Raw genomic sequence first — 24,503 nt, forward strand, 5'->3', positions numbered from 1 at the left:
TTCTATAATTAATATTTACTTTTACATTTGTTTTTTTTAAGTAAAACAAGCTTATTTAATAGAAATCTCAACAACAGCTGGTTTTCCACATAACTTTCCCTGGGGCATAGGCACTGAAATAATATTCCATATCCCATCCTTCATTACATAATCTCCTTCTATTGGTAATGTCGTTTTAACTGTAATCGTTTTTAAGTTTTTGTTCATTTCTGCATCTGTTATAGAAAGTTTGTAATATCCATCCATCTTTTCCAATAATAAGGCACAAGGCGCAGATACTTTTACTTGTGTTTCTTTGGTTTTAAGAATTTTATTAGGATTGTAAAAAGAAGCACCTAAATAGTCATCTCCCCAACTTATAGCTTGTAAGTCTACAGAATTTTCAATAATATTTAAAGGTATCGCTTTAAATGCTTTATCAGAACTTTCTTTACCTCCGTAAACAACATAAGCATAATGACCGTTTTCAACGTTTTTTCCGTGGTTTATATACATTTGGAAAATAGATTCTTCTTCGGGAAGGTTTTTATGCTTTTTATTGGATTCGTTAATTGCTTCCCACTTTGTTTTTCTTTTTTCGGTTAATAAAAAAACTTTCCCCATGGTATATTTCGGCAATACCGCATATGAAAAACCATCTTTTTGAGAAGCCCAAACCAAATCATTTCCCGTTAATTGTAATGCTATATTTCCTGTAACATTAGTTTGTTTTTCTTCTGAATAAAATTGTAATGTGTTATTGTAATGTGTTTGATCTAAGGTGGTCCATATATCACCTTCCATTTGAGGATTTAAGTTGTTAATACCCGCTCCTAAAGCAATCATATAGTCATCCACCATAAAATAAGCTTTGTTTGCTTTTATACCATAAATAGTTGTGTTTGGGTCTGTTTTTCCTATTGGGTCGTTTACATTTTTTTTATCTGATGCATTCATTTTTTCGAAGATGAATCCAGAGGCTGCATTTTTACCTCCGCTGGTTGCTGCAGCCGCAAAGTTATGCTTACTACAATAGCCACGCCAATTAGTTACAGGAACAAGTTTGTCTTCGCCCTGTCTGGAAGTCACTCCTGGAACTGCTGTAAGATTCCAGGCACCTATTGCTTTGTGATACTCGTTGCCATCCTTCATAAAGAAAGTCATCCCATCACAGGTGAAGAAATTATATTTATCTGCCATGGTATGAGCGCTTTCTATACCATCACATCTTATAGAAGCCATACTTACAGACATGTAATAATCTGGATTCTTTTTTATTAGGTTGTCGTTGTTAAAAAACCAACGTGTTCCTGTATAATACCCGTCTTGGTAAGCTTGCATACTTATCTGTTTGTCTTTTATATCCGCTTTTAGATCTTTTAACTCCTGCTGTTCCTCTGCAGAATATGATGAAAACCAGTCATTGATCGTGCTTTTTATCATTTTATCTGTTTTGATGAACTCTGGCTTAAGCCCAGTGTACTCCATATTTGCCCTACTTAGACTGGGAGGAGTAAACCCCTTATAATAATACCATGAGCTGCCCCGAAAATAATTGATAAGTGATTGCGCATTTTCTTGGTCCAACTGCTTTGCCCACGGGGTCCCCTTGAATTCATCTAATAGGCTTAAAGCTGCAGAAGTGCCAGATATTGGGTATCCCCAAACCAAACATTGCATGCCATGTCCCCAACCAGCGCCGTCTGCAGTAAAACCTTCGGTCCAGAAGGCATCGTCATAAGTGTTTTGAGATACATTGCTGAGCCCTCCTTTTGCCACAACAGATAGCACGTCCATCATCTCCACAGAACTCATCGCCGCAGCTGTTGGCAATAACGAACGGTACCCCAAACCATTGCCTCCTACCCACCAAACATGATTCCGGAAACGTTCTACGCTTACTGGGTTTTTATCTGTTTCATCATTTCGGTAAGGCTGTGTCCAGGACTGATAGCTCATCTCTTTTAAACTATTATTAGCTTGAATTGCTACCGCGTCTTTAATAATCCCTTTTTCTATATCCTCCATGGCACCAAATAAACCAAAATAGGTGTTCACCGCTGCCGTAGGAATAGCAAAACAACTAATATGAAACCTCCCCGTTGTATTACTACCTCTGTCTGCCTCTATCTTACTATAGTTATTAATGGCTTTAAAAAGTTTTGGCAATGTTTCATCTTTTTTATAAGTTGTATTCGGTTTTTCTCTGTAAGTTTTCGCGATACGCCACATTCTGTTAAATGCGATTTGAAGAAATTTGCCGACAAATACTTGCGACTCTGTATGCTTAGAAAGATTCAGCTTCTTGTTTTCGATTTCATTTTGTTGATCTATCAGATCGGTAAACTGACCATTATTGTTTAACAATTTGACACACTCTTCTGGCGTTATTTTTTCAACCTTTCCCTTGCTAAGTTGGTGTCCTCTGTATTCATTTTTAGAAAAGTGTTTTCTCAAGTCTTGCACTGATTGTTGCTTTGGCGTAAGTTGAGCTTGAACCAAGGTGGTGGCTAGAACCAATACAAATATTACGAGTGTTTTGAATGATTTCATTTTTTGCTTTAATAATTAGTTTTGATGCTGGATTAACTTAACAACTATTGTTTGTTTAAGGTAAACTCTCTGGGTAAGCCACTTATACAGTTCAGCGTGATGATGGTGTCATCACCAGAATAATTGATTTTGGTGATAAACTCAGCGGGAAACGCATTCCATTTTCCTTCCAATGTTATTGTGAGATTAACAGGGTCGCTATAGTTTTTAAATTTTCCTTTGTCATTAATAGGGAAATTTAAATCTGGCTGCACAGCACTGATTACTACTGAATTTTGATCTTTATGGTGGATCATTAGCAAAGCAGGTTCTGAAACCTGTTTTAAGGTACCGTTTTCCAAACTTTTGTTCGCTTCAAATATGACGTAACCTGTTGTATTGGTTTCTTTGTCCGCTACAATATGTGCTATACTGTCTGCTCTAAGGATAGTAAACGATTTGTCGTTATTTACTCTATTCCCAAAATTCTTTTGATTTTCTTCATTCAAAAAAGGATAAACAACATATTGGTACGATGCGTTTTTTGGCGCCAAGCCATGATCGATCCAGGCGGTAGCAAAATCGCCTTCCGTTTCTGTAACTCCCTTGCCTTTTTTATTCATCGAACCTGTGTTGACGGAATATTTGTTATGGTAAGATTGCTGTTTTGCTTTTTTTATATGAATAGGTGTGTTTGACAGTACATGATAACCGTTGCCATAGGGATCAATCAACCAAGGTCCTGAGTTTGAAGTTTGCTTTAACACCGTTTCATGCGGAAATTTATTTATAGTTTCTGAAGAAGTTGCTATCGATGCTCCGGTATTTTTTAGAAATGTTTGAAAAAGGTTCGTCTGAGTAGGATTTTTTTCATCGATACTGGAAATATCTGTTCCAATGAAAATGAGTTTATCACCATACGAAAATACCGATTTTTTAGCCTTCAACCGACCGGGAAAACCTACTTTCACTGCTGGTCCTTCGGCATTAGAACCTTTGGCTTCATTTAAAACCATCCCAAAAACACCGTTTCCGTTTAAAGTTGTTGCGCCTGCAAAGCTTTCCTCAGATCGGAACATAATCAAAGGTGTTTGAGGTTCTAGCTCTTCTAAAGGCAAATAAATAATGGTAGCGCCCGGGTAACGGTTCCAATCCCAACCATCTTGACGAAATCCACTACCTTGTTCGCCACCTTCATTTAACAGTTGCACTGTACCGTTAGCAGGGTATCTTCCATACCTATTTTCGGCCACATAAATTTCTGAAGCCCAAACATATTTGCTGTATCCTTTTATTATGGCCGCCCAATCGTCTCTCCTGTGCACTGTAGTAGCTGCGAAAGGAAACGCGTAATAACCCGATAAGTTTTCCGCTTGTATACCGTTAACCTTTGTAAAAATCGAAGAGTTTAAAGGATCTTCATTTCCCCACAGCCTTAAGTAAGCGGCTGCAACGTCTTTATCGATGTTAGCAGTTCCTTCAGGATTTCCGGCGTAAGCCATTTCTAAAAATTGTTTTTTTAAGGATTGGATTCCACCATTTCCTAATGGGTGGCGACCTGCATTGCCAAAACCCCAATCGTAAAGTTGACTATACGTTCTACTTGCCAAAAAGGCATTTTTAAAGTTTCGATGTCCTTCTGTACCTATACGGAATTGCGTACCAGATAACATTTTGATTAATTTTGGTACTTCTTTAAAAGCGCCCGAAGCGTAGGCTGGGTAATGCCCATTATGGTGCCATGTGGTACCGTCAATTTTAAAACCCCACTCTTCGTTCTGTTGTGCCAATGTAATGGATAGAAAGTTGGAATACGCCCGTAATAGCTCTGCCTGCATTTCTGGATTGTCAAACATAAAGATTAGCATTAAATGATAATAGGACTGTGTATTCAAATAATCAATATTTACATGGAAGGTACTTTCATCATCTAAAAGCACCCCTAGGTTGAACAGCCAGTGCAAACTTTTACCTACTTCTACTAACAAACCATTAGCCTCCAATACATGGCGCATGGTAAAAAATGCTTCTGTAATTTCCCGCATACTGTAACCGATATGATGTCTGGTACCGCCGTTGCTGCCCGCTTGCCAACCTTGGTCTAAAAAGTAACGGGTACTTGTTAAAAACATGGCTTCTATTTCTTTCTTCTCTGTTAAATCTTCACGGTTATAAAAAATGGACATTTTTTTTAGGATTTTCCCAAAATCTCCTAATTCATTGGCGATTCTATGTCCAGGTGCTTTTTTGTCGAAATATTCTTCTTCTTTACCGAACGTTAACGGTGGACCTAGGATAGTTTCTCCATTGTCTTTTAAATTTAAGCTTTGATAAATATCACGTAGTTTGCTTATTTGTTCTTTGTTCTTCTTAACACTGGTTAAATCCTGGTTGATAAGTTCTTCTATTTTTTTCAAATCCGTTAAAACGGCAGCAGAAACAGGTTTGGCTTTAAAGTTTTTAATGCGATCATAATTACTTGTTAAAGGCATCCAATGATCGTCACCTAAATTTTTGTCAGCTTTTATAAAAGGTACTATCTCGTCTGGATAGGGATGTCTATTATCTTGATATTGAGAAAATACAATATCATCAAAAAACAATTTTCCACTAGCTATAGATGTTGATACCCTAAAATAATCATAATCTACTTGTACTCCTTTTTCTGGTGAATCCCCTTGCATTTCAAAAAAAGGCACCCAAAGACGTCGCCAACCTGTAAATGATAATTCAATATCGAACCAAACTTTTTTCACACCTTCTTTTTCAAATGAAATCGTAATTTTTTCTTTTTTAGGTGTTTCATTATAGATAGACATTTGAAGTGTTGGGCTTGCTGGAAAATGATCGCCATATTTTAATGGACTCTCTTGGCTAGATAGTATCTTAAAATTTGAAGTCCCAAAAGTACTATTGCCTGTCCAATTCCACTGCAAAGAGGTTTTACCGTACCTTTTATGCGCATCACTTAATGTTAATTTACCATTGGATACCTTGAAAAAACTTAAAGCTTTTTCAGATTCGAAAGATTCCGCAGCGGGTTTATACTTATCTTGTGAAAAACCTATTGTGGTCATTAAAGATAACAGCATTGCAAATGCCCACCTTTTTTTTGAATTTAATAATGAATATGTCATTTATCTTACTTGTTATATTTATTTTGTACTGAAATTGTTTTCCGTCCTACTACAATACCAATTGTACATATAGAACAGCCCAATAAACTTGTTCTTTTTCGCCATTACATCTTCAAAAAACAGTTTCATAGCCCCGCCGCTTCGTGGCTATACAAAGGTTTTTTTTATTGTCTTGATAAAAAATAATTGCGTTTCTTTAGACTATTTTATGCATACAATTGGTATAATTAAAATTTTTAATAGAATAACAGCGTCATAACTTAAGACTAATTGTTATTTTGATTTATTCAAGTCCAAATAGCGTTTTAGCCAAGGATCTTTTTTCTCTGTTAACTTTTGTAAAAGTTGATTGTGCAATATTTTTTCAAGTTTGGCATCTTTCCCAGTCATGTTGGTCATTTGATATGGATCTGCAACATTATCATACATCATGATACGCTCCACATTCTGGCTATCCAAAGTAATTACATAAGTATGTGTCTTAGTTCTAATGCCCCGATGCCCCGACGCTGGTTGGCCTTCTTCAATAAAATAATACATTACAGAGGTGGGTTCAGTTCCTTGGTTTTTCAAAATAAGAGACGAAAGATCTTCACCATCTAAATTTGTAGGTATTCCTTTTCTGGTGCCCAGCATATTTAAAATGGTGGGCATCAAATCCGTAGGGCTTATCAATAAATCGCTTTTTTGATTGGGTTTTATTTTTTCTGGCCATCGGATAATAAAAGGCACATTCATAGCCTCTTCATACCAAATATTCTTAGACATTAAACCGTGGCTTCCCATCATTTCACCGTGATCTGAAGTAATAATTACAATGGTGTTTTTGTTAAGGCCTTTCTCTTCCAAGGCTTTTAAAACGCGCCCAATCTGTTCATCAACACCCGTAACCATAGCAAAGTAATTATGTACATGTTCTTTTGCCAAATTAGTACGTTTTCTGGTGGCACCATTATGGAATGCCAAATTTTTAGCATCCGAATCTAAATCTACATTACCTCTCACTAGCAATTCTTCTAATGATTTATCTTTGTATGCTTCCACATATTTTTCCGGCACGTATTGGTATGGTGGATGTGGTGGGTTTACCGACCAGAAAAGTGCAAAAGGCTTATCGCTACTTCTTGTGTTTTCTGATGGATTTTTAATATAATCGATGATAACATCTGCTTCATGTTTTGCAGACCATTCATTTACGTAGGTCAATTCATCTTCTTTGGCATCATTTACCCAATAATACGGTTCATTGTGCACATCTGCAGCACCATAAGAGTACCAAAAATTAAAGCCGTGACGCTGATCCTTTGGCGTATAAGCATCCCAAATAGTAGAATCTTTACCCATCATAGGTGCGGGCGATGTTAAATGTAACTTACCAATATACCCTGCATCGTAACCGTTTTTAACCAAAACATCAGAGAAACTAATATCGTCCTTTTGCCAAGAATTGTTATACTTGAATCTATTTGAATTGCTATTGGTTAATACATTATTATGATAAGGTAATTTACCTGTCATGAGCATACCTCTATACGGACTGCATAACGGATAACTACTAATGGCATTGGAAATTATCATCCCTTCTCTAGCCAACTGATCTAAATTTGGTGTATTTACAGGATCTTGGTTATTAATCCCTATGGCAGAATTTCTAAGCTGGTCGGGAAATATAAATAGTAGGTTTGGCATTTCGGTTTTAAGGCTAACTTCAGTTGCTTTTTTGGCAGAACCTAAGCATCCCAATAAAATAATAAATACTGCACCTGTTACGATAAGATTAATAGTGAATTTCATAAGAAAATATGCTTGTTATAATATTTCGTTAGCTTGCATTTTCTTCAATCTAGACAATGCTTCGATATAATAATAATCGGCATAAATCAATGCCACATCAATTTCATTCCCTAAGGATTTAGCGCCTGTGGAATGCAATAAAAAAGAATCTGCTTTGCCTACTCCAGAGTATTTATCCGAACCTAAAGATTTTAGCATCTTTAAAGCCGCATTGTAATAACGCTTTTGATCTTCTTTACTTTCAACCATGGTACTTAAATCTAATAATGCAGAAGCAACAACGGCTGCTGCCGAAGCATCTTTCTCTTCTTTTGGGTCGTTCGCTACGTCAAAATCCCAGCATGGTACCATATCTTCTGGTAATAAAGACAAATATTTATCTGTAATTTTTTGAGCAAAATCTAAAAACTTTTCATCTTTGGTTTCCTTGTAAACCATGGTATAACCGTATACACCCCATGCTTGACCTCTAGACCAACGGCTATCATCGGCAAAGCCTTGCTTCGTGTGTCTATTCAAAATATCACCCGAAATAGAATCATATTCCAAAACATGCCATGACGTATAATCCGGCCTAAAATGATTCTTCATAGTGGTCTCGGCATGCGATACTGCGATGTCGTAAAGTGATTTTTCCCCACCGTGTTTGGCTGCCCAAAACAATAGCTCTAAATTTAGCATATTGTCTATAATGGTAATATGTTGTTGCCAACGTGGATGCATTTTATTGGACCATGATCTAATAGTGCCAACTTTTGGATTAAACCTGCTTGCCAATGAATTTGCAGACGTTAAAAGAATGTCTTTATACGATTCTACACCTCCTATTTTATAGCCTAGACCATAAGCTGGAAACATCATAAAACCGATATCGTGGTGCTCCGTAATATTTTTAAAATCCTCAAATATTTCTGTTCGCTTAATCGCCTCTTCTTTCCATTTTTCATGTCCAGTCGTTTGATAAGCATACCATAAAATCCCTGGATAAAAACCCGAAGTCCAAATTAATTTATGATTTAATACTTGTTTCCATTCAGTTCCATTAGTTTCTATTAAACGCGGATGTTTTGTAAGATCAGTTAACTTTGGCACAGCTATTTCCAATTGCGATTCGCAGTCGTCTATTTGTTTTTGTAAATCAATAGCAATACTATTGCCTACTACAAGTGCTGCACTAATTTCTTTTTTAGAATTTTTACAACTAATAGTTAAAACTAAAAGACCTCCCAATAAAAAATTTTTAGTTAAGGCTCCTACATTAAGTGATACGTTTAAATAGTTTTTCATTCCTAATGATTAAATGATTATTAGTATTTATATAAACTTTCCTTATTAAAAAAATAACAATAAGTTGTATTTAAAAAATTGTGTCAATACATTGCAAATCATAAAACACATATGTAGTAGAATAAGAGCTAAGTTTCTTTTAATGATTTTAATAAAAGCAAAGTCATTAAAAGGTAATAATTTTACATTACCAACTTTATAAAATACTTAAAAAGCATAGCTTTAATCACATGACTTGTAAATAGCATGCTCTTAAATGTTTGTCTGTATTTATTCAATTAATTTTATCGCCATAAAACATGTTGTTCAATCATGTTGTTTTCCTCTACTTCAATTAATGGAATAGGCCAAACATTATGTTTATCTAAATAGTTATTAGGTGCTGTGTAAAGCCACTCGTAAGCTGGAACAACTTCCGTTTCTTCCATATCCTCTTTTAACTTAGCAAGTTTTTCACCTAGTTTCCCCCAACGTATCAAGTCCATTTTACGCACGCCCTCAAAACAAAGTTCACGAGAACGCTCGTCTATCAACTCCTCTAAAAACATGTTTTTATTAGCCACTAAGGTATTATCAATATCTTCTAAACCTGCACGGTTACGAACCATATTAAGAAAAGGAACAGCTTCTGTTGGACCACTTATTTCGTTTAAAGCTTCTGCTTTCATTAAAATCACATCTGCATAACGAATCACAGGGAAATCTGTTGCTGTCTCATTTTTCGAGATGGTTCCCGTTTCCAGTTCAATAAGATTTTGGTCACTCCACTCCCCAACATAATCTACACGGCGAAACTTACCTGGATAATAGCGATATGGAAAATATTTGTTTTTTTCAGGTTTATCCACCAGTTGTATTTTTCCAGTCCCTCTAACCTTCCAGTCCGCTACATTCCAAGATTTACGTTCGTCGTCATCTGCGTATAAATTTGTAAGAGAAACTGCTACATAAGAAAACCCACCGCAATATGGCCCTGGATTATATAACGTCTGTATACCAGTAAAAGTACCATAAGACCCTCCTTCATTCAATCCTTCATTAAAAAGATTTTCAAACTGTACTTCAAAAATAATTTCTGTAAAATCATGAACATTCTGAATTTCCTGCATAAATATTTGTTTGTAAGGAAGACTCAAATTATGTTTTCCTGATGTGATCACTTTATCAGCGTATTCCACTACTTTTTCATAAGAAGATTGTGATTCATGTTGTAAAGGATATCCTGCTTTCTGTAAATAAATACGAGCTAGTAAAGCATATGCCGCTGTTTCTGTTGCTTTACCAATATGTGAAGTTTCTATTTCTGGTAACATTGGAGCTACTTGTTCTAATTCACTAATAATAAATTTATAGATGTCTACACCATCGGTCGCTGGTATATTATTAGCCTGTTCAACAGTGCTTACCGATTCCACTCTAAGTGGTACATTTTCCCAACGGCGCACCAACTCAAAATAAAATAAAGCTCTTAGAAACCTTGTCTCTGCTTCCATTTCGGTACGCTTTGCCTCAATATTAAAATCTGCTCCAGGTAAATTTTCAATTAATACATTTGCATTATTAATTCCCGAATATAAGGCTTGCCAAATTTGTTCTATTTCACGAGTGTTAGCATTGTAAACATATAGTGCCATAGGCCAATTCAAGTTAGAGCGCCCGTACAATGCTTCATCAGTACCATAAGCAGACTTAATACCTAATTCACTTTCATATACGCTTTTATCTCCCAAAAAATTGTATACACCATTTAAGGCCAACTGGCATTCATCTTCATTATTATAAAAATTGGTTGTCCCCACATCTGATATGGGGTTTAAGTCTATTGAATCCTGACATCCGGCTACTAAAACCAATAAACCGAATACAAATAATATATTTTTCATAATTACTTTTTTTGTTATAAAATAAAACTATTACAAGGCTTTTTATTAAAAGCTTAAATTTAAACCAAGGGTTACTGTAGTGCTTGCTGGATACGATGAATAATCTAACCCTTGCGACAAAGCTCCCATACGTCCTACAGAAACCTCAGGATCATAACCTGAATAATTGGTCCATGTATATAGGTTTTGAGCAGACAACGACAATTTTACTTGCTCGATACCATTCATCTTTAATTTTGGTAAACGATAAGAAATTACCACCGTTTTTAATTTAATAAAAGACCCGTCTTCTACTAAGCGATTAGATACTTCATTACCAGGAACAGGCGCTCCCAAAATTGCACTTTCTCCTCTAACAATATTTATAGTTCCGTTTGGGTTTGTTGGGCTATAGCGATTAGCTACTTCAGAAAAATAATTATAATTAGCTTTTGTTGTTGGCGTTTCATATTCCAACTTATTCATATTGAAAATTTCATTACCATATGAATAATTAAAAAATACTGACAAATCCCAGTTGTTCCAAGAAAGATTATTACCAAATCCTCCATAAAAATCAGGTTCGGGGCTTCCTATTACTGTACGATCATTAAAATCAATAATACCATTTCCGTCCAAATCTTTATACTTCATGGATCCTGGTATCACCTGTTCTGCACCACCACTAGCATCTGCTACGTCATCTTTTAGCACATAACCTTCATTGTTAACATGAACAAAATCATCAACACTATATAAGCCATCAGATAATAACCCATAGAACTTCCCAACAGTTTGCCCAACAACGGAAGCATATTGAAATTCGTTCACTTTGTTGTTCCATCCTGGATTGGTCAATAACTCATTGGCGCCATCTGTTAATTTAATTACTGTGTTTCGGTTGAAAGAGATGTTAAAACTGGTGTTCCATTTAAAGTTTTTGCTTTTAACATTACGGAAATCAATTGTTGTTTCCAAGCCTTTGTTTTGAACTTCTCCAATATTAGTCCAAACTGAAGAGAAAGAAGAGGACGGTGCAACCTTCGCATTCAATAACAAGTCGTCCGTGTTTTTTTGATAAGCTTCTACGGTCACTTTTAATCGGTTTCTCATAAAGGCCATATCTAAGCCTATATTATATTGACGAGTCGTTTCCCACTTTAAATCTGCATCTGCTAAATCGTTAACATAATAACCAGGACCATATGAGCCAGCGTAACTATACCCTGAATTTACACCAGAACTCAATACATTAAAGGTGGCATAATCAGGCACTCTATTATTGCCTGTAACACCCCATCCGGCCCGAAGTTTAAGTTCGCTAAGCGTTTTGTTTTTTCGCAGTTTACGCATAAACGGCTCGTCAATAATACGCCAAGCCCCAGAAACAGCAGGAAAATAGCCCCACTTATTATCACCCTGAAAACGTGAAGAGCCATCCATACGAAACGACCCACTTAAAATATACCTACCCTTATACGAGTAATCTAAACGTGTAAAATAGGATAACATGGAGCTTTTCCCTTTATAAGAGCTTGGAATATCTGCTATAACTCCCAACCCTAAATTATCAACTCCAATGCCATCAAACGGAATTTGTTTGGACCCGGCAGTAAAGGATTCTCTGCTTTTTATATCGTATTCATATCCAAGCATTCCTGTAAACTTGTGATTGTCTATGGTATTATCATATGTCAATACATTAGAGGTTGACAAAATATAATTCCGATTATCTGATAGAGATCCATGTACACCATTATTATATCTTTTTGCTTTCAACGTTTCAGATCCAAAAAAGCGTTCATCACGATTATCGCCTTCTGCATATGCTCCTTTCAACATCAGTTTTAGTTTTTCTGAAATACGTATATCTGCCGTAAGCACAGCTCTCAAATCTGAGCTTTTATTTACCTTATGGGTATTTCTCAATGTTTTAACTGGGTTAAAACGACTTAAATTAGCTTCAGTCAAATCAATACCATCTTCCAAGCCGTCAGATACTAAGGGTTCCACAGGACGAAAACTAAAAGCATCTTCGATAACACCTCTTGCCCCTGCCCCATATTTGCGTTGGTTAGAATATCTAACATTTAAACCCAAATCTACATTTTCTAATGCATGATCTAGACGAAAACTTCCATTATACTTCCTAAACCCTGTATTAAGTAAAGTTCCTTCTTGATCTACAAGTCCAAACGAAGTATAAAACTTTGTTGTAGCCGACCCACCACTCATAGATACAGAGTAATCTTTTAATAATGACATACGAAAAATTTCCTTCTGCCAATTGGTTCCCTTTACATCTTTATACAACTCTGGGTCAATCCAATTTTTGTAAAAATTCTCTACTTTATCTCCACCCGTAGCATACGCCACTTCTTCCTGTAATTTCACAAAATCGTAAGGTGTCATGACAGGTAAAGTGTTGGGAATCCAGCTAACACCAGATTCCAACTTAGCCATAATACTCGCTTTACCTTCTTTACCTCTTTTTGTTGAAATCATGATAACTCCATTAGCACCACGAGATCCATATATGGCAGTGGCCGATGCGTCTTTTAAAACATCGAAAGTATCAATATCATTCATACTAAGCGCTCCTGCGTCAAAGTCCTCCATGGGCACACCATCTATTACATATAAGGGGCGATTATCACCTGTAATGGAGTTTCCTCCACGAATAATAATTGAACCCGTTTGTCCGGGCTCTCCTTCTGTGGGAGTTACATACACACCTGCCATACGACCACTTAAAGCCTCATCAAAATTAGCTACAGGAGCTCTATCCAGTTCTTCTGTTTTTACTGTTGCAATAGAGCCTGTAACATCCCGAATGTTTTTTGTTCCATAACCTACTACAACTACTTCAAATAAAGCTTCCGTATTTGTTACTAAATCGACATTAACAACATTTTGATCTCTAACTCGAATTTCCTGCGTAGTAAATCCAAGAAATGAAAACACTAACGTAGATTGTTGATTAGCTTTTAAACTGTAATTACCGTCAAAATCGGTCATCGTACCATTAGTCGTTCCTTTTTCTAAAACATTAACTCCTGGCATTGGTTGGCTATTATCATCAAGTACCGTACCTGTTATAACTTTACTCTGACCATAGACAGCACTATAAGAGACCATTATTAAAAAAGCCAGCACATAGCGACAATATTTTTTTATAAAATCTATTTTATTCATTTTCATATTTTTAATTCGATACAAATTAGTTTAGTTTATTACTATTTTAATCCAGTTATTACAGCTCGGTTTACATGGGTGGTCCCTTTTATGTCGAACCCTTCTGGATCTGTAGGTAACGCAAAGGACTTATGCTCAAGAGCCAATTTAATGGTTTGATTATCATATACAGATATATCTACAATTTGATCTTTTGCGATATGATCCTTTCCAATTTCAAAAATATCAACGATATTTAATGCTACCCAACTTTGATCTCCTGCAACAGCATTAGCATTGGTTGTAACGTACACATTAAACTCGTAACGTCCTTCCATAGCATAGCGTGTATAAGCCGAAATATCAAGTTCGCAATTTTCCGCGCCAACAAGGTCTATTTGATTAGATACCAACCATGAAGAGTTTTCTTTTTTATCCGTTTTAAAGAATGCTCCCGGTGTTTCATCTCCATGTTTATCCGCCACATTGCCAATCTGCCAAGCTACTGAACCTATTACACTTACCGATTTAAAATTACCCATAATGGTACTCCCTATCACTTCTGCATCCCAGCCATCATCAAATAAAATTTGAACGGAAGGGGCACCTAATTCAATAGTTACTATATCCTTAAAAGAAACGGTTCCAGTAACATTAGTTGCCTCAACGGATAAACTATAGACACCTGCTGGTACAGGATTACCAACCTCCAAACTGATCACTCCAGTTTCGTTATCAATATTAAATCCTTCTGGAGCATCAACTAATTTAAACGAAACAGGTCTAGAGCCACTTATTGATGGCACTGTGGATGCAAATGATTTCCCTACAGTAGCCGTGAACTCAGAAGGACTGAAAATTAGCTTTGATAGTTCGTAGGCTTCAATATCTAATTGGAATACATTTTTGAATAATGTTTCACCAGTATCATTTGACACTTTAATATCCAATCCATATTTACCCGCTAATAAATCATTATCTGCTTGTAAGCTTATCACCCCAGTACTATCATTGATTTCAAAGGTCTCCAATACAAGAGCGTTGTAACTACTATCATACAAGCCATCCATAATTTCAAAAACAGGTTTTGTTGATGAACTAACAACGGGTGCAGAGGATTGAAAGGCTTCCCCCTGAAAAGCTCCTGCCATTTGAGAATACCGAAGTCCCTCTGGGCTTATAGCTTTAATTATTTCATCATCACTTTCACATGCATTGAAAGCAAACAATAATAATATTGCCATAAAGGACAAATAAATTTCCTTAATGGGTAAGCTTTGTGTTTTTTTCATAATTCATCTTTTTAGTATTAAACATTGGTTAATTTCAATTCTCCTTTATTATTTTTCATTTCTTGTTACTAAATGAAAATTTGATTTTCTGTAAGGAAATTGCTTATTCATTAAATAATTGGCATAAACAACCTATCCATACTCTAAACCTGTCATTTTATATGCAACCCGCGTAGAAAGAAATATATAAATCATAAATTTTTGATTAAACTCTAGCAAATTTTTCTCAGACCATTTTGTTCAAAAACCATATATCTCCACTCATGTTATAGACCATTTCCAACACATCTAGATTATGATGGTTAAGTCTAAATTGATTTTTAAAATTATTTCGTGGCGAGGTAAGTTTTTTAAAACACTTGTTTATTTTTTCAATATCAAGTTGTGCTACTGGACTGTTTAAGGCAAATGATTCTAATATAAACCGTTCTGGATACTCAGCGTCTCTGCTTGCAAACTCTTCTTTTAATAGTTTATCTATATCTTTTTGAATCGATTTAGTTATTGACGCTTTATACTCTTTCTTAGGACTGGGTTCTTGTTTATTTTGCGCTAAAACCATATTCATAGTAAAAATCATCATAATTAATAATACTAGTAAGTGTTTGTCTTTCATTTTTTAATCTTATTAAATGATGATAACAATTAGATTGTGTTTTATTTCTATATACTTATAACTTTACGCAACAAATATAAAAATAGACAAACCCAATAGATGGTCAAAAAATACATAAGATAGGACACTTAATACAGTAACACAAATAAAAACTCAATTAAACGATTGATTTACAGTACCTTAAAGACAAAAGTTTAAATGCTGTTAAAATTAAAAAAAGGGATTCTATGTTCTTTAATTCCCTTTAGTGATTTTAAGCCTATTGCGCTAATTATCCTTATAGTTCCAAAATATCCACAGGAACATAATTATTTGTAGGCTTTACGAGATAACTACTTCGTTTACAATATACTCTTCGAATAATTAATAAAATCTTAATTACTTCTCTATATTCTTAATGAATATTGCATGTAATTCTCTTGCTTTTTTTCAACTTTTATAATCTCATTTAAATAAAAAAACACATGAGAATTTCAGTAACAGCTTGTTTTTACCTTCTAAAGTGCAGAATATTTTTATATACCATTTTACAGCATGTCTCAACCATCTTATCTAAAAAAAACTTTGATCTTGCCCCATTTCGTAGACTATATGGAACACGTCCAAATTCCATCGTACAAGCATCAAGTTGTTTCTAAACCTATCTTTCCATTACTTGAATCCATTTAGGAAGTTTTCCTAAACGTAATTTTAATTGCTCTTCAAATAATGAGTCTGGTAGAACTCGCGTCCCTAAACTTTCTAAAATTTGAATTTCTTTTGTTTTAAAAGTCGTGCCTGAACCGTGAAAGCCTACGATTATTGGTGGCACAAATTTCCAAAAATTAGTTTTTGATGATAAAAATTCAAAGTTGATTTCAGCCTCATCTGTTTCTTTATAATTCCACAAAACCAAATAGCGTCCATGATTAGGTAAGTTTTTGCTAGCACCTCCAGCTCTGCCTAAAAAAAAGCCTCCTTCAACATTATCAAATAAGGTGCAACGTGGTTGTGAAGCATGTGATTCAAAACTAGTGTGTGCTGGATGTTTTGATCTCCACACAACGGTTCCTGTTGTACTTCCGCCACCAACACCGGAAGCATGATGCATTCCTGCCAAATCATTCACGTTTGCTATTAAAATACCTGTTGATCCTCCAGCAGCGCTAACAGCACTATGTCCTGTTTTTCCTTCAATAGTAATGTTTAACGCTGTAGAAGCGGCGGATGCCTTAAAAGTAATTGCATTTGATATATTCACAAATCGACAATCTCTTACCCAAGAATTCACACTCTTAGTGATACTTAGAATACTCCAACCGCCATCATCTTGTGCTGAACGGTGATGCACAAACTCTTTGGTCCAGTTTCCTTCAAAAACTATATTTTCAAACCCAATTCCTTCAATATGAGCGAAACTAAAAATTTCCCAATTATGTTTCGCTTGAACATCATAATGAATTGGCTCAAAAAAGGTTATGGTATTTCCATTGACTGACTTTACTTGATGACGTTCATTTACAACAACTCCGTTATCCAAAATTGAAGTCCATTCTGGCTCAATAACTAACGGCTGAACATCATATTCTATCAAATCTTTACTATTATTGGAGACTTGCAATATGACCCAGTCCCCTTTTTCGATTTTTGAAGCATCCGAAATTTTTAAACTAAATGTTTCTCTTTTTGCATCTGCAATAACATTTGCCAACTTCCCATTTCTTCCTTCTGAAGTGGCTTCTATCATATTTGGAACTGAATACAACTTTTTAGGATTTTTCGGGAGCAAATCCTTATCAAAAAATAAAATTGTTCCTTCCTTACCAGTACCTTCACCTCTAAATACAATATTTGATGTGCTAATTTTAATGGGGGTCAATTCATCATCGCCAGTGTTAATGTAATATTTTCCTTTTGGAAAATAAATTATCCCCGATTTATTTTCAGTAGCCGCAACAATTGCTTTTATCAATGCGTTTTTATCTGATATAGTATCGTCGGGAATTGCTCCAAAATCTAAAACATTAAAAACCTTGTAATTGACTAATGGAATCTCAACTTCACTGTACTTATATCCGGCATAGGAAAAGTCTGGCAAAACTGCCTCTTTCCCAATTTTTTTTGAAATTTTGAAATCCTCCCAAACAGCACTATTTTGTGCTTTAGCACCCATTATTACAAATATTGTAAAAGCTAAAATCAATCTAATATATTTCACAATCCATTATTTAAATTTCTATTTTCATATTCAATTAAAGCTTCGATCATATAATAATCGTTAAGCTTTTAATAATAGGTACCAATTTTTCAAGCTAACCGATAATATTTCAATTTTCACCTCCTATAGATTCCATCTTCGAATTAAAAAAACATTAAGGTCACTTCTCATAAAACTTAATACCCACAGCCCACATCTTTCTTAAACAATGGACGTTTTATCTCATCATCAGTATTAGTAAAATTAAAACAACCCGCATTTTTTATTTTTTCTCGAGCTCTTCCGAAAATATCTTTTTCAATTAAAAGATCTCTATTATTAAACACAGAGTAATTTATTTGTTGTGGCACATCCACCACAGATGTCCGATCCAAAGATTTAATTTCTGGAACAACAATACCATCCACTTTCAGTTTATTTAGCTTTACAGAAGTTATACCATTTATATTAGCTTCGCTTTGGGAAGTAAAGTTGCTAGCAAAGGTTACCTTCATATTAGGCTTGCCGTTAACGACATTAGCAGTGCCATCAAAAATATTGTTATAAAAATTAATATTTGTTGGTAAGCCAAAACGGTCACGTGTCCCATACCCTTCTAAAAAATTGATATGACTATCACTTTTATTTTCAGCAATAGTGTTATAACAAAGGACAATATCTTGAGTTAACGGAAAATGACGAGGATAGATCCCACGTTTTACACGCTCTGGATCCTCGGGAGATGCCACCCCAAAATTAATAACTCCTGATTTTCTAGCTTTTAAATTATAAAAGTAATTGTTGAAAACAAAATGATCACGTCCTCGAATCGTTAGGCCTCCACACTCCTTTTGTCCATCTCCAATAAAAAAATTCCCTTCAAAAACACTCCCATTTCCTTGACGTAAACTAAAAGCCCCCTTACTGGTTCTGAAGGTATTGTTTCGAATGTAATTTCGAGAACTTTTTACGGAAACAATTTCACTCTCACCGTCACAATTTTCAAAAAGATTTTCTTCAATTAAAATATAAGCATGGAACATAGCCATAGAACCATGCCCTACGCGCATGGCAGAACCGCCATTTTTCTTTAAAGGCGGACGTGAAAAATAGTTACGACGGATTATATGATGTGAACCCTCCTCTTTAGGTACATCCATATTAATATATGATGCCAGTGTTGTTTTCCCTGTAAATTCACAGTATTCAACAACGCTTTTACGCCCTTCCAATTTTATATAAGTACCTGAAACATCATTTAAAAAATCGAATTTACAGTGTTGATACGTATTATATTCACCTGTATCTACAATTAAATCATTATCCTTATGTCTTGAACCTTTCGTAAAATGAATACCGCTTACTGTAATATAATCTCCTGATATTTTCCAATGAAAATTACCTACAACAGTTACTTTTCCAGAATTTTTAGCCTTTATTATTATTGGGTATTCTTTACTTGATTTTGTAGAGAGTGAGAGTTTTACATCTTTATATTCACCATCCATCAATACAATAACATCACCAGGCGCTACTTTTTCAATAGCCTGTAAAAGTTCTTTTTCATTTGTCACAATTGATGATGCTTTCTCAATTTTAAGCGGTTGGACAGAGTGAAAAATGTCGTTCACATATTTAATTTCTAGATAGCTAAATACCATTAAAGCACCAGCTATTAACGGTAAACTTATTATTTTTATCATGTTTTATTTTTTTTATTTGAGTTTAACATTCTTGTTTTTATTATACGTGATAAAAGCTTCAATACTTTTTTATATAAAGCAAAAATTCCAGTACGCTCTTTTTTACCAGTAAATAAAAAAGTATTATCAGGTATCTGTTTAAATACTAAAAGCACTATACTAGTCTTTTTATTTAATACAAACAACCTGAAACGTTATCAGTTGTTTATTAAAACAAATTCAGATCCTGCATGGCTACACATACCAAGGTGCGTTTGCTTTATTTATAGTGTTGCTATAAAAAATGAGTGAATCCAGCTACTTTTATCTATTTTTTAAACAATAAAATACATGTAGTCGATTATATGCCATTTTAATTATATGGTATAAAAGTATTATGAAATGCTACTACTCAGGGTCATAATCGTTCACGAATTAGTCCTGAAAGTTCATCAACCCTAAAAAACATGAATTATTTTTTTGTATTTTATTTCAGTCAGAATGTTTCTGTTCCAGAATCATTGCTAGGTAATTTTTGCATAAATTTAGATGGAGTTTCACCAAAATAATTTTTAAAACAACGACTAAAATGGCGCAGTGTATTAAACCCTACAGCATAAGCAATGTCCGATATATTCATTTGTGGTTGATCCGTAAGCAATTCAACCGCTTTCTTTAATTTGATTGACAAAATAAACTCGTTAGGTGTTTGTCCAGTAATCCCTTTTATTTTAGTAAATAATCGAGTCCTACCCAGTCCCATTTCTTGAGCGAAATCATCAATCCCAAAATCAACATTATCAATATGGCTCATTACAATTTCCTGCGCTTTTTCCATTATTTTTTGATCTATAGAATTGTTAACCAAGTCTTTGACCTCCAAATTAGGGTCTCGACTAAATTTTTTTTGAAGTATAGATCGAGTCTCTAATAGGCTTCTTACACGTGCTTTAAGCAACTTTGTATTAAAAGGCTTAATAATATAATCATCGGCCCCAGTTTCAATACCCTCTATTTTATACTCAACAGCAGTACGTGCTGTTAACAGAATAACTGGTATATGGCTCGTTTTTTTATTGCGTTTAAGCTTAGCGCACATCTCTGTACCTGACATATTGGGCATCATGACATCTGAAATAATTAAATCTGGCTGATGTGCTATTGCAGACTCTAATCCTTCTTCTCCATTAGATGCTTCAAGTAGATTATAATGTTTTGAAAAAATATTTTTTAATAAATATCTTACTTCGTGATTATCTTCTACCAATAAAACCTTATAACCGAAATCATACTGTTCTATCGCATCATCTTTTATATCTGCAAATTTGTAATCCATAGATAAATCGTAACCTTGAAGCTTGTCAGCTTCTTCCTGGACAATCTCGGATTTATTAAAGTGATTATTCCCTTTTTTCAATCGGACAACAAACATTGTTCCTTCTCCTACCGTACTATCTAACGCTATCTCACCATGGTGCTCCTTAATAATGTTTTTACATAGTGCCAATCCAATACCCGTACCATACCCAACAGTTTTTCCAGACACATTTCCAAGCTGATAGAATCTATCAAATATTTTATCTTTTTTACCATAAGGCACTCCTGGCCCATTATCTGAGACCACAATATCTACTGTTTCTGTTTGATCTATTACTTCAATAGTAATTCGGCCTGAATTTTCATCTACGACTTTAAAAGCATTAGAAACAAGATTGTAAAAAACTTTTCCCATTTGAAAAGCATCAAACCATAGTGTAATTGGATAATTAGGCTTTTTTAATTCATAACCCACTTTTTTGTGTTGCGAATATTCTACAAAAGATTGAAATATCTCATCAATAAAAATTAAAAATTTTTGTTCTCCAACTTTAAGCTGGAGTTCTCCTCCTTCTATTTTTCTGAAATCTAACAACTCTGTTACTAAATTATTTAATCTAGCAGCATTTTTATTAATTGCTAATAATTTACTATAATTTTTACTAGAGCCTCTAATGTCCTCAAGAATGGAATCAAGTGTACCTGTCATCAAAGTTAATGGTGTTCTAAACTCATGCGATACATTGATGAAAAAACGAAGTTTTGACTGGTTCATTTCTTTAATATGCTCATTTTCTTTTCGCTCTGCTTCCAAACTATCTTCCAAGCGGACACGGCTCAAATAAATTTGGTTTAACCAAGCTATTAATGCTGCTAAAAAAACAAAATAGAATAAATAAGCATACCACGTTTCATAAAACGCAGGATTAACAATTATATCTATACTTTTTGTATCAATAATTTTATTATCTGCATTGTTGCGAGAACGAACCTTTAAAGTATAGGTTCCTGGATCTAAGTTTGTATAAGTAAGGAATGTTTGATTTCCTGCATTTACCCAAGTATCATTAAAGTTCTCCATCATATATTCATACCTGTTATCGTTGGTTGAAATAAAATTGAAAGAAGAAAAATAAATAGTAAACTCGTGATGTTCAGGATTAAATACAATTTTATCGGTATAAGTTAGGTCTTTGTTTAAAATACCCGTATTATCTCTTGGTATCACTTCCTTGTTCTGAAGATATAAAGAAGTAAATAACAGTTTTGAATAAGGTGTTTTTTTCAACAAATCAGCTTCTTTAAAAGAAATCAACCCATTTACACCGCCTACAAAAAGCTCTCCATCGTTAGAGAGGTAAAGAGACCCATAATTTAGCTCATTTAATGGGAATCCGTTATTTTGATTATAACTATAGAGTCTCTTATTTTCCACATCAAAACTCACCAGGCCTCTACTTGTAGAAACCCATAGGTTTTCAGAACGTGATTCCTGAATGCCATAAACAAAATCGCTAGGTAAATTAAAATTTGATGCTGTGTAATTCGTAAAATTATTAGATTTAGGATTGTATTTACTGATACCACCTCCATTGGTTCCAACCCATAACTGCTGTTTTTTATCTTCAAAAATACAGTTAATCGTATTGTTCCCAAGGGATTTAGGATTGTCACTATTCACATATTTTATCAACTCCTCTATTGTAGGATCAAAAACAAATAGACCATTACGCTCGGTACCTATCCACAATTTACCATCACTATCTGTAAATAAATCGAAGATCACCTCACCAATTGATTGTCTACTTGTTTTATCTTTTATAAACGGACTAAACACTTTTCTTTTGTAATCAAACTTAACAATACCTTTATGTGTTCCAAGTAGGTAATAATCATTATAAGCTATAATAGACGTAATTTTATCAGAAGGAATAGACAAGCTATCATCCGGATTATTTTTAAATACGGTGAATTTTTCTTTCTTAATATCCATTATATTTAAACCTCCAGTATGTGTCCCTATTAAAAGCGTATTTTCATCTACAAAAAGTAAAGACTTCACATTATTGCTCGACAATCCTTTTCCCCCTTCTTTGCGTTTGAAATGTCTGAATAAATTGTTCTGTCTATCAAAATAGTTAACCCCTCCTCCTCCAGTAGCAATCCAAATATTATTATTCGAATCTTCCACCATTCTCCCAATAACACGGTAACTTATTCCCCCAGAGTGATTATAACGAATGGGATAGTGCTTAAAAATATGAAAATCTGGATTATAATAACTTATACCACCAAAATATGTCCCCACCCACATAGTGCCTTGATTATCTCGAAGAATAGAATACACACTGTTATGGGAAAGTGCGTGCTTATCTACTTCAGATTGTTGATAATTATTAACAGTTAACATTTTATCATTAATAATACTTAATCCCAAGAAAGTCCCTACCCATATATTGCCTTGACTATCTTCATTAATATCTCTTACAAAATTACTAACAATAGATTGGTCACTACCATCTGATGTAAAGTGCTTTAATACCCCGTTAATCCGATTTAAAAGAAAGACCCCATCATTATCGGTGCCCACCCAAATTCTTTTTTTTGAATCAGTAAAAACTACATTGGAGGTCACATTTAATATTTTTGTACATATTTTACTACTCCCATCATACATAAAAAGTCCCTCTTCACTACCTATCCATATTTGGCCAGTATTATCCACTGATAAACTATTAACAACATTATTTTTATTGTATATATCATGTCTAGAAATCAGTGTCTTATTTATTGGATCCAGCTCAAACAAGCCACGCGATGTTGCAACTAGCAAAACGTTTTTATAAAGCGAGATTGCATGTACTCCTTTAAAAGGAAATTGTTCAAAGACCAATGTCTTTGTGTCCAATTTTGAAAGTCCGCTATAAGTAATGACCCATAGGTTTTCGCCCTGCTTTACCAGTTTTTTAATACTATGTCCCAATAAGGTCGTTGTGTCCCCTTTTAAGGCTCTAAAAGTCTTTACTTTTACGCCATCGTAAACATTTAATCCATCTCTGGTACCAATCCAAATACGGCCTATATCATCTTGGATGAGAGAGGTCGCAGAAATTTGAGATAAGCCATCTTTTAACCCAAAATATTCAAATCCAATATTTTGAGCATGCAGGTTTACCGATAAAGCTAAAAACATTAAGCATATTAAAGACTTTCTCATTCCCATACTTTTATTAATTTAACAACTAGGCTAAAATTTTTTCATGATTTCAAACTTGATTTAAAATAATATTTTTTATACTCATCTTTTTCTTTAGAATAGTAGGATTTACAGTAAACAGATACATATTACCACTGTAATTGAAGCGTTGCTGGGACAGACGTTTGTACTCTATATCCAAGCAATTTAGAAGCAAATCCATACTAGTTTTTTTTAAATTCTAACCCTAAGTCTCGAACTCTATCAAGTATGACGCGTAGTTCTTTTGTGATTATTTAGCTAGAACCATTTTCCAATATTATAAAATTATCAATTAAAGCCTAAACCACAGGGGGGTGAGAGGATCAAACATAGGGGGTGTTCTGTTCTTTAGAGTAAGTTTGGATTCCCCCCTATCTTGTCTACAAATATCGTTGCAAAATTGCTAATCAATTAGAT

At 34.5% G+C, this 24,503-nt stretch carries 11 protein-coding genes; all 11 read right to left on the minus strand.

Annotation, left to right across the window (positions count from 1 at the left end; all coding sequences use genetic code 11):
- Positions 1–51: 51 nt before the first annotated feature.
- Positions 52–2,532, minus strand: coding sequence for a polysaccharide lyase family 8 super-sandwich domain-containing protein (locus ACFFU9_RS15275; RefSeq protein ID WP_379862343.1), 2,481 nt, complete (start codon positions 2,530–2,532; stop codon positions 52–54).
- A gap of 44 nt (positions 2,533–2,576) precedes the next feature.
- Positions 2,577–5,648: a chondroitinase family polysaccharide lyase gene (locus ACFFU9_RS15280; RefSeq protein ID WP_379862344.1), complete on the minus strand. Its 3,072-nt coding sequence runs from the start codon at positions 5,646–5,648 to the stop codon at positions 2,577–2,579.
- A 273-nt stretch (positions 5,649–5,921) separates the two neighbouring features.
- Positions 5,922–7,442, minus strand: coding sequence for a sulfatase family protein (locus ACFFU9_RS15285; protein WP_379862345.1), 1,521 nt, complete (start codon positions 7,440–7,442; stop codon positions 5,922–5,924).
- A 15-nt stretch (positions 7,443–7,457) separates the two neighbouring features.
- The gene (locus ACFFU9_RS15290; protein WP_379862346.1) at positions 7,458–8,729 is read right to left on the minus strand and encodes a glycoside hydrolase family protein; all 1,272 of its coding nucleotides are present in this window, start codon (positions 8,727–8,729) and stop codon (positions 7,458–7,460) included.
- Positions 8,730–9,013: 284 nt separating this feature from the next.
- Positions 9,014–10,612, minus strand: coding sequence for a RagB/SusD family nutrient uptake outer membrane protein (locus tag ACFFU9_RS15295; RefSeq protein WP_379862347.1), 1,599 nt, complete (start codon positions 10,610–10,612; stop codon positions 9,014–9,016).
- Positions 10,613–10,657: 45 nt separating this feature from the next.
- A complete protein-coding gene (locus ACFFU9_RS15300) occupies positions 10,658–13,786 on the minus strand; it encodes a SusC/RagA family TonB-linked outer membrane protein (RefSeq protein WP_379862348.1) in 3,129 nt (1,042 codons plus the stop codon).
- 41 nt (positions 13,787–13,827) lie between these two features.
- Positions 13,828–15,057, minus strand: coding sequence for a putative Ig domain-containing protein (locus ACFFU9_RS15305; protein ID WP_379862349.1), 1,230 nt, complete (start codon positions 15,055–15,057; stop codon positions 13,828–13,830).
- A gap of 226 nt (positions 15,058–15,283) precedes the next feature.
- On the minus strand, positions 15,284–15,673 hold the full coding sequence (locus tag ACFFU9_RS15310; RefSeq protein WP_379862350.1) for a hypothetical protein: 390 nt from the start codon (positions 15,671–15,673) through the stop codon (positions 15,284–15,286).
- A 640-nt stretch (positions 15,674–16,313) separates the two neighbouring features.
- A complete protein-coding gene (locus tag ACFFU9_RS15315) occupies positions 16,314–17,870 on the minus strand; it encodes a DUF4955 domain-containing protein (RefSeq protein ID WP_379862351.1) in 1,557 nt (518 codons plus the stop codon).
- Between the two features lie 176 nt (positions 17,871–18,046).
- Positions 18,047–19,552 (minus strand): polysaccharide lyase 6 family protein, encoded by a 1,506-nt coding sequence (locus tag ACFFU9_RS15320; protein ID WP_379862352.1) that lies wholly within the window; start codon positions 19,550–19,552, stop codon positions 18,047–18,049.
- A gap of 475 nt (positions 19,553–20,027) precedes the next feature.
- Positions 20,028–24,065 (minus strand): hybrid sensor histidine kinase/response regulator transcription factor, encoded by a 4,038-nt coding sequence (locus tag ACFFU9_RS15325; protein WP_379862353.1) that lies wholly within the window; start codon positions 24,063–24,065, stop codon positions 20,028–20,030.
- Between the last annotated feature and the right edge of the window lie 438 nt (positions 24,066–24,503).

The organism is Mariniflexile ostreae (genome assembly GCF_042427585.1).
GTDB classification, from domain to species: Bacteria; Bacteroidota; Bacteroidia; order Flavobacteriales; family Flavobacteriaceae; genus Pseudalgibacter; species Pseudalgibacter ostreae.